This is a genomic window from Streptomyces sp. NPDC025833 (genome assembly GCF_055558055.1).
In genome coordinates this window covers 153,914-162,234 of sequence record NZ_JBVHNF010000003.1, presented here as the reverse complement: position 1 = coordinate 162,234, position 8,321 = coordinate 153,914, and the positions used below count along the sequence as shown (strand labels likewise).

Below are 8,321 nucleotides of genomic sequence, written 5' to 3'. Positions count from 1 at the left end.
AGCCCGGCACGCGGGCGCGGGGACGATGCGCGGGGCGCCCGGCCACGCGGACACGGCCGCCCCGGGCCCATCGCGGCGGAGCCGCCACCGCGAGGACGTCGGGGGGTTACTCCGCGGCCGGGAGGGCGGCGCGGGGGCGCTGCCAGCCGCGGGAGCCCCGCGCCAGCAGCCACGCGGTGGTCTCGTCCGGGGGCATCGCCGCGGCGACCAGCCAGCCCTGTACCGCGTCGCAGCCCAGGTCCCGCAGCCGCTCCCAGGTCTCGTCGTCCTCCACGCCCTCGGCCACGACGAGCAGGCCCAGCGAGTGGGCCAGGTCGAGGGTGCAGCGCACGATCTCGGCGTCCTGGGCGTCGACCGCCAGCCGGGCCACGAAGGAACGGTCGATCTTCAACTCGCTGACGGGCAGCCGGCGCAGGTGCACCAGGGACGAGTACCCGGTGCCGAAGTCGTCCAGGGACATCTTGACGCCGTGCCCGGTCAGCCCGGCGAGGGTGTCGGCGGCCCGCTGCGGGTCCTCCAGCAGGACGTGCTCGGTGATCTCCAGCTGGAGCGCCCCCGCGGGGACCCCGTGCCGGGCGAGCCGGGCGGCGACGGAGCCGGCGAAGCCGGGGGTGTGCACGTCGCGCGGGGAGACGTTGACGGCGACCGGCACCCGCAGGCCCTGTGCGCGCCACCGGGCGACCTGGGCGAGCGCGGTCTCCAGGACGTACTCGGTGAGGTGGGGCATCAGCCCCGAGGACTCGGCTATCGCTATGAACTCGTCCGGCGGGACCTTGCCGCGCTCCGGGTGGACCCAGCGCACCAGCGCCTCCAGGCCGGCGACCTGGCCGTCGAAGCGGACCTTGGGCTGGTAGTGGAGCTGCACCTCGTGCGCGTCCAGGGCGCGGCGCAGGTCGCCCAGCAGGCCGAGCCGGTCCGGGGTGTTGGAGTCCCGCTTGGACTCGTACACCTCGACGCCCGTGCGGTCCCGCTTCGCCTGGTACATCGCCACGTCGGCGCGGCGCAGCAGTCCCTCGGCGTCGAGCGCGTGGTCGGGGAAGACGGCGACGCCCGCGCTGGCCTCCAGGACGAGGGTGAGTCCGTCCAGGTCCAGCGGGGAGCTGAGGTCGGTGACCAGGCCGCGGGCGACGCGGGTGGCCGACGTGATGGAGTCGGCCACGGGGAGTAAGACGGCGAACTCGTCCCCGCCGAGCCGGGCGGCCTCGGCGCCGCGCGGCAGGGCGAGCCGCAGCCGGTCGGCTATCTGGAGCAGCAGCCGGTCGCCGGCCAGGTGGCCGAGGGTGTCGTTCACCGACCGGAAGCGGTCGAGGTCGATCAGCATGAGCGCGGTGCGGGCCCCGATGCGCTCGGCGTCGTCCAAAGCGGTCCAGATCCGCTCCAGCAGCCACTGGCGGTTGGGCAGTCCGGTCAGCGGATCGCGCAACTGCTCCTCGGCGCGGGCGCGGGCCATCCACAGGGTGGAGTCCAGGGCGATGAGCGGGATGGCGAACAGCGGGAGCAGGATCGGCTGCGCGTCCGCGACGGCGCACAGCAGGGGCGCGATGCCGAGCAGCGCGACGGCGACCAGGCCCTGCCTGATCAGGGCGGTCCGGGCGGCGGTGGGCACCCCGCCGCCGCGCGGGGCGTGCAGGTACCACAGCAGGCCGCGGCTGCCGGCGAGGTAGGCGACCGCGACCAGGACGACCTCGGGGACCGTGGCGGCGGTCCAGGTCCCGGGCCGCCAGGGCTCCTCCACGCTCGGGACCCGGCCGAACGCGCCCAGCAGCAGGGCGCCGACGCCGATGCCGAGGATGTCGACCGCGCCGTGCAGCACGCCCTGCCGCCAGTGGTGCCGGCGGGCGATGCCGACCAGGACGACGACGGTGAGGCTGACCAGGCCGGCCGGCAGCCAGCCGTACAGCAGCAGGGCGGCGAGGGTCAGCGCGGCGCCCGAGCCGGTGCCGCCCCACCAGCGGGCGCGGCCGAGCATCACGAGGTGGCCGACGATGACGCCGGTGAGCAGGGCCAGCGCCCAGCCGGCCGTGCCGCGCGGGAAGAGGGCGTGGTGGCCGCTGAAGGCGCGGTGGAAGCCGGCGGCCAGGGCAAGGGCCGCGGCCGCGGTCAGGACCGCGGGCAGCACCGGCCGGGAGGTCTGGCGTTCGGTGTCGGCGCAGTCCAGGACGGGGGTGGGTGCGGCGACCGGTGGCAGGGGGGCGGCGGTCTCGACGGCGGCGCCCGGTCCGGCGGGGCGTGGGCGCACATGCGCGCGGCGCCCCGCGGTCAGCCCGGTCCACCCGGCCCACCGGTGCCCGGGCCCTGCGCCTGCGCGGCGGCGCGGGCGCAGCCGTGAGCCGGCAGCGACGCTCTCGGTCGGTTTCATTCCGTCCCTCTCACAGCCGGCGGTGCCCACGCCACGCGGCCCGATGCCCGACAACCATCAGCGGCTCCGCGTCGAAGAAACCTTCCCCCGGCCTCAGGAGGGCGCAGGGGTGCCCCAGCCGTGGCCGGGCACGGCAGGCGCACACCTCAACAGTAGGCCGCGGAAGGCTTCCACGGGCAGCGGTCTCCGACGGTTGCCCGAATGCGCCCGGGCCACCCGTATGCATCTGATATGCGCCGATCGGGTGGCCTTCAACCGCTACTCTCCGGCCGAAAGCGCGACTTCGGCCGCCGCGTCCGGCCCCTGCTCCAGAAGGACGGCGAATCCCTCCTCGTTCAGCACCGGAACCTTCAGTTGCACGGCCTTGTCGTATTTCGATCCGGGGTTGTCACCCACAACGACGAAAGCAGTCTTCTTCGATACCGAACCGGTCACTTTGGCACCCTGCCGCTGGAGCGCCTCCTTGGCCCCGTCACGGGTGTGGTGCTCCAGCGTGCCGGTGACGACGACCGTGAGCCCCTCCAGCGGACGCGGCCCCTCGTCCTCGCCGGACGACTCCTCCTCCAGCGGGACCCCCGCGGCCTTCCACTTGCGGACGATCTCGCGGTGCCAGTCCTCGGCGAACCACTCCTTGAGGGCGGCGGCGATGATCGGGCCGACACCGGCGGTGGCCGCCAGCTCCTCCTCGGTCGCCTGTTCGATGCGCTCCATGGACCGGAACTCGCGTGCGAGGGCCTGCGCGGCGACCGGTCCCACGTGCCGGATGGACAGCCCGTTCAGGAAACGGGCGAGCGGACGGGACTTGGCCGCCTCGATGTTCGCCAGCAGGGCGAGGGTGTTCTTCTTCGGCTCGCCCTTCTGGTTGGCGAAGACGGTGACGACCTTCTCCTCGCCCGTCCTGGGGTCCCGCTTGGGCAGGCCGCTGTCGGGGTCGAGGACGTGCGCCTTGATGGGCAGCAGCTTCTCCACCGTCAGGTCGAACAGGTCGCCCTCGTCCACCAGCGGCGGGTCGGCCGGCTCCAGCGGCTGGGTCAGCGCGGCGGCGGCCACGTCGCCGAAGTGCTCGATGTCCAGGCACTCGCGGCCCGCCAGGTACGAGACGCGCCCGCGCAACTGCGCCGGGCAGGTGCGGGCGTTGGGGCAGCGGAGGTCGATGTCGCCCTCCTTCATCGGCCGCAGCGCCGTTCCGCACTCGGGGCACTCGCCCGGCATCACGAACGCCCGCTCGCTGCCGTCCCGCAGGTCGGCCACCGGGCCGAGGATCTCCGGGATGACGTCACCGGCCTTGCGGAGCACGACGGTGTCCCCGATGAGCACGCCCTTGGCCTTGACGACCTCCTGGTTGTGCAGGGTGGCGAACTCGACCTCGCTGCCCGCGACGACGACCGGCTGGACCTGGGCGTACGGCGTGACGCGGCCGGTGCGGCCGACGCCCACCTTGATGTCGACGAGTTTGGTGTTGACCTCTTCCGGCGCGTACTTGTAGGCGATGGCCCAGCGGGGGGCCCGCGCGGTGGAGCCGAGCCGGCCCTGGAGGCGGATCTCGTCCAGCTTCACCACGACACCGTCGATCTCGTGCTCGACGGAGTGCCGGTTCTCGCCGTGGTACGCGATGAACTCCCGCACGCCGTCGAGGTCGTCGACCACGCGGTTGTGCCGGGACGTGGGCAGCCCCCAGGTCTTCAGCAGGTCGTACGCCTGGGAGAGCCGGGCCATGCCCGAGTAGCCCTCCAGGGCGCCGATGCCGTGGACGACCATGTGCAGCGGGCGGGTGGCGGTGACCCGCGGGTCCTTCTGGCGCAGCGAACCGGCGGCGGCGTTGCGGGGGTTGGCGAAGGGCTTGTCGCCGGCGGCGACCAGGCGCTCGTTCAGTTCGAGGAACTTCTCCATCGGGAAGTAGACCTCGCCGCGGACCTCCACCAGATCGGGCACCCGCTCGCCCTTCAGGCGGTCCGGGATCTCCGCGATGGTGCGGACGTTCGGCGTGATGTCCTCGCCGGTGCGGCCGTCGCCGCGGGTGGCGGCGCGGGTCAGGCGGCCCTTCTCGTAGGTGAGGTTGACCGCGAGGCCGTCCACCTTCAGCTCGCACAGGAAGTGGTACTCCTGCTCGCCCAGCTCCTTCGCGACGCGGTCGGACCAGGCGGCCAGTTCGTCGTCGTTGAAGGTGTTGTCGAGGGACAGCATCCGCTCGCGGTGCGCGACCGCCGTGAACTCCGTCTCGTACGAGCCGGCGACCTTCTGGGTGGGCGAGTCCGGGGTGCGCAGCTCCGGGTACCGCTCCTCCATGGCCTGGAGGGTCTTCAGGAGCTCGTCGAACTCGGCGTCGCTGACGACGGGAGCGTCCTTCACGTAGTACCGGAAGCGGTGCTCCTCGATCTGCTCAGCGAGCTGCGCGTGCCTGTCCCGTGCCTCGGCGGGAACCGCCGTCTCCGCCTGCTGCTTGTCGCCGGCCACCGTGTGGTCCTCCCGTTACTCTGGGTTGTCCGCGAGGGATCTCGCCGCCTGGACGCAGTGGGCGAGCGCCTGCCGTGCGTAGCCGGGGGAAGCGCCCGCGAGACCGCACGCCGGGGTCACCGTGACCGCCTCCGCGAGCAGCCCCGGATGCAGCCCCAGCCTGCGCCACAGCGTCCTGACACCCATGACGCTACCGGCAGGGTCCGACAACGGGCCGTCCGTGCCGGGCACGACACCGGTGAACAGCCGCGTGCCGCTCTCGACGGCCTCGCCGATCGTGTCGTCGTCACGTTCGGTGAGGAGCGCGAAGTCGAAGGAGACGGCCGCCGCGCCGGCCCGCCGCAGCAGCGCGAACGGCACGCCGGGGGCGCAGGAGTGGACGACCACGGGGCCGCCGCCGTGCGCCGCGACGACGTCCCGCAGCGTCGACTCCACGACCTGCCGGTCCACGGCGCGGTGCGTGCGGTAGCCGCTGGCGGTGCGGACCCGGCCGCTCAGGACGGCGGTGAGGGAGGGCTCGTCGAGCTGGAGGACGAGCCGGGCGCCGGGGACGCGGCGCCGCACCTCGGCGAGGTGCAGCCGTAGCCCCTCGGCCAGCGAGGCGGCGAGGTCCCGGCACGCGCCGGGGTCGGACAGGGCGGACTCGCCGTTGCGCAGCTCCAGCGCGGCGGCCAGCGTCCAGGGCCCGACGGCCTGCACCTTCAGATCGCCCTCGTGGCCCCGGGTGAACTCCTCCAGGGCGTCCAGGTCCTCGCCCAGCCAGGACCGGGCCCGCTTGGTGTCCCGGCCGGGCCGGTCGCCGAGCCGCCAGCCGCTGGGCTCCACGCGCGCGTACAGCTCGACCAGCATCCCCGCGGTACGGCCGATCATGTCGGCGCCGGGTCCGCGCGCGGGCAGCTCTGGAAGGAAGGGGAAGTCCTCGCAGGACCCCGTGGCGGTCTTGGCGGCCTCTTGGGCGTCGCCCCCGGGCAGGGATCCGACACCGGTGGCCCCGGCGAACCTGAACTGGCTGTTTTCGCTCACCCGGGAAGCCTACGGAACGCCCCGCCCGGGTCAGCGCCCCGGCCGCACCGTCAGGTCGTTGACCTCCGCGTCCGCCGGCAGGTCGAGGGCCATCAGGATCGTGGTGGCGACCGACTCGGGATCGATCCACCGCGCCGCGTCGTAGTCCTTGCCCTCCTGCCGGTGCACCTTGACCTGCATGGGGCTCGCGGTGCGGCCGGGGTAGACCGAGGTGACGCGGACGCCGGCCGCGTGCTCCTCCTGGCGCAGGGAGTCGGCCAGGGCCTTCAGGCCGTGCTTGGAGGCCGCGTAGGCGGACCAGCCGGCGGAGGCGCTGAGGCCGGCGCCGGAGTTGACGAAGATCACATGACCGCGGGCCACCCGGAGCTGCGGCAGGAAGTGCCGGGTCAGCTCCGCCGGGGCGATCAGGTTGACGTTGAGCTGGTGGTGCCAGGACTTCGGGGTCAGGTCGCCGACGTCGCCGAGGTCGACGACCCCGGCGACGTGCAGCAGCGAGTCCACCCGCTCGGGCAGGCTCTGGTGGGAGAAGGCCCAGGACAGCCTGTCCGGGTCCGCGAGGTCGCCGACCAGGGTGCGGGCGCCGGGGAACTCCGCCGCCAGTTCCCTGGCCCGGCCCGCGTCGCGCGCGTGCAGCACGATGTCGTCCCCGCGCGCGTGCAGCCGCCGGGCGACGGCCGCGCCGATGCCGGAACCGGCCCCGGTGATCACATGAGTAGCCATGCCCGCCATGCTCGCATCACCGGGTGCCGGCCTGCTCCTCCAGGTAGGCCAGGGCGCCGGCCGGCTCGTCCGCGAAGAAGACCAGGTCGGCCAGCGGGCGGGGCAGGAAGCCCTCGGTCTCCATGCGGCGGAACTGCTCGCGCAGGCCGTCGTAGAAGCCCGCCGTGTTGAGCAGCACGACCGGCTTCCCGGTGCGGCCGTGCTTCTTCAGCTCCAGGATCTCGGTGGCCTCGTCCAGCGTGCCGGTGCCGCCCACCATGATCACCACGGCGTCGGCCTTCTCCAGCAGCAGCCTCTTGCGCTCGGCGAGGTCGGCCGCGATGACCATCTCGTCGGCGCCGGGCCGGGCCTTGTTCGCGAGGAACTCCACGGAGACGCCCAGCAGCCTGCCTCCCGCCTCCTGCACGCCGTCGGCGACCACTTTCATCAGACCGCTGTCGGAACCGCCCCAGACCAGCGTGTGGCCGGCTTTGCCGAGCAGTTCCGCGAACGCGCGGGCGGGCCGCGTGTAGCGCTCGTCGAGGTCGGCGGCGGACAGGAAGACGCAGATGTTCATGGCCTCCACCGTACGGTCCCGCGCCCGGCGGGAAGAACCGGCCTCCTCCCGGCGCTGTCCCGGTATGAGCCGAGGACACACGATCACCATCGACAAGAGCGAGCGGCACGTGCGCGTGGTGCACGGCGGCCGGGTACTCGCCGAGACCGACCGCCCGCTGGAGCTGCGCGAGACCGGCTGTCCGGTGCGCTACTACATCCCGGCCGAGGACGTCCGCCTCGACCTCCTGACGCCCTCCGGCACGCACACCGTCTGCCCCTTCAAGGGCACGGCGTCCTACTGGTCGCTGCCGGACGCGCCCGACCTCGTCTGGGCCTATCCGGACCCCGCGCCGGGCGTCGCCGAGATCAAGGACCACTTCTGCTTCTTCGAAGCCGACGTGTCGTGACCGGGTGAGCGCCGTACCGTGCGGCAGTCTGCACGGCCATGGACAAGAAGACGACTTCCCACGACGGCACCTGCATCGTCTACGGGGTGACCGGCCGGGGGCCCGCCGTGATCCTGGTGAGCGGCGCGATGTCCACCGGTGGCACCGTGGCGCCCCTGGCGCGGCACCTCGCGGACCACTGCACGGCCGTGGTCTACGACCGCCGGGGCCGTGGCGGGAGCGGCGGCACGGAGCCGTACGCGGTCGAGCGCGAGGTGGAGGACCTGGCCGCGCTCGTCGACGCGGTCGGCGGCGAGGCCGCGCTGTTCGGCGTCTCCTCGGGCGGCGCGCTGGTCCTGCGCGCGGCGGCGGGCGGGCTGCCGGTGCGCCGGGCGGCGGTGTACGAGGTGCCGTACGCCGACCACCTGGCGGACGGGGCCGCGCGGGAGGCCGCCTACAAGGAGCGGCTCGCCCGGGCGCTCGGGGAGGGCCGGCGCGGGGACGCGGTGGAGCTGTTCCTGCGGCTGACGGGGCTGGGCGAGGAGGTGATCCGGGGCGCCCGCCAGTCCCCCATGTGGGCGGGCATGGAGGCCCTCGCCCCCAGCCTCGCGCACGACGACGCGGTCATGGGCGACGGGCTGCTGCCCCGGGACCGGCTCGCCGCGGTCCCCGTGCCCGTGCTGTCGGTCGCGGGCGGCCTGAGCCCGGAGTGGATGCGCGCGGCGGCCCGGGAGATCGCCGACACCGTGCCCCGGGGCACCCACCGGGTCCTGGCGGGCCAGACCCACATGGTGGAGCCGGAGGTGCTGGGGCCGGTGCTGGCGGAGTTCCTCGCGGACTAG

7 protein-coding genes are annotated in these 8,321 nt (G+C 73.9%); 2 read left to right on the top strand and 5 right to left on the bottom strand.

Annotation, left to right across the window (positions count from 1 at the left end; translation table 11 throughout):
• Positions 1-106: 106 nt before the first annotated feature.
• The 5 genes from ACZ4K2_RS05825 to ACZ4K2_RS05805 form a co-directional block, all read right to left on the bottom strand.
• On the bottom strand, positions 107-2,359 hold the full coding sequence (locus ACZ4K2_RS05825) for a putative bifunctional diguanylate cyclase/phosphodiesterase (protein WP_467474152.1): 2,253 nt from the start codon (positions 2,357-2,359) through the stop codon (positions 107-109).
• A gap of 258 nt (positions 2,360-2,617) precedes the next feature.
• Positions 2,618-4,813 (bottom strand): NAD-dependent DNA ligase LigA, encoded by a 2,196-nt coding sequence (ligA, locus tag ACZ4K2_RS05820; RefSeq protein WP_467474150.1) that lies wholly within the window; start codon positions 4,811-4,813, stop codon positions 2,618-2,620.
• Between the two features lie 15 nt (positions 4,814-4,828).
• Complete coding sequence (locus ACZ4K2_RS05815; protein WP_467474148.1) at positions 4,829-5,836, bottom strand: methionine synthase; 1,008 nt, start codon at positions 5,834-5,836, stop codon at positions 4,829-4,831.
• A gap of 30 nt (positions 5,837-5,866) precedes the next feature.
• The gene (locus ACZ4K2_RS05810; protein WP_467474146.1) at positions 5,867-6,565 is read right to left on the bottom strand and encodes an SDR family oxidoreductase; all 699 of its coding nucleotides are present in this window, start codon (positions 6,563-6,565) and stop codon (positions 5,867-5,869) included.
• A gap of 7 nt (positions 6,566-6,572) precedes the next feature.
• On the bottom strand, positions 6,573-7,112 hold the full coding sequence (locus tag ACZ4K2_RS05805; protein WP_467474144.1) for an LOG family protein: 540 nt from the start codon (positions 7,110-7,112) through the stop codon (positions 6,573-6,575).
• Positions 7,113-7,176: 64 nt separating this feature from the next.
• On the opposite strand from ACZ4K2_RS05805, the gene ACZ4K2_RS05800 reads away from it, so the two are divergent.
• Both ACZ4K2_RS05800 and ACZ4K2_RS05795 read left to right on the top strand, forming a co-directional pair.
• Positions 7,177-7,500, top strand: a complete 324-nt coding sequence (locus ACZ4K2_RS05800; protein ID WP_467474141.1) for a DUF427 domain-containing protein — start codon at positions 7,177-7,179, stop codon at positions 7,498-7,500.
• A gap of 38 nt (positions 7,501-7,538) precedes the next feature.
• A complete protein-coding gene (locus ACZ4K2_RS05795) occupies positions 7,539-8,321 on the top strand; it encodes an alpha/beta fold hydrolase (protein WP_467474140.1) in 783 nt (260 codons plus the stop codon).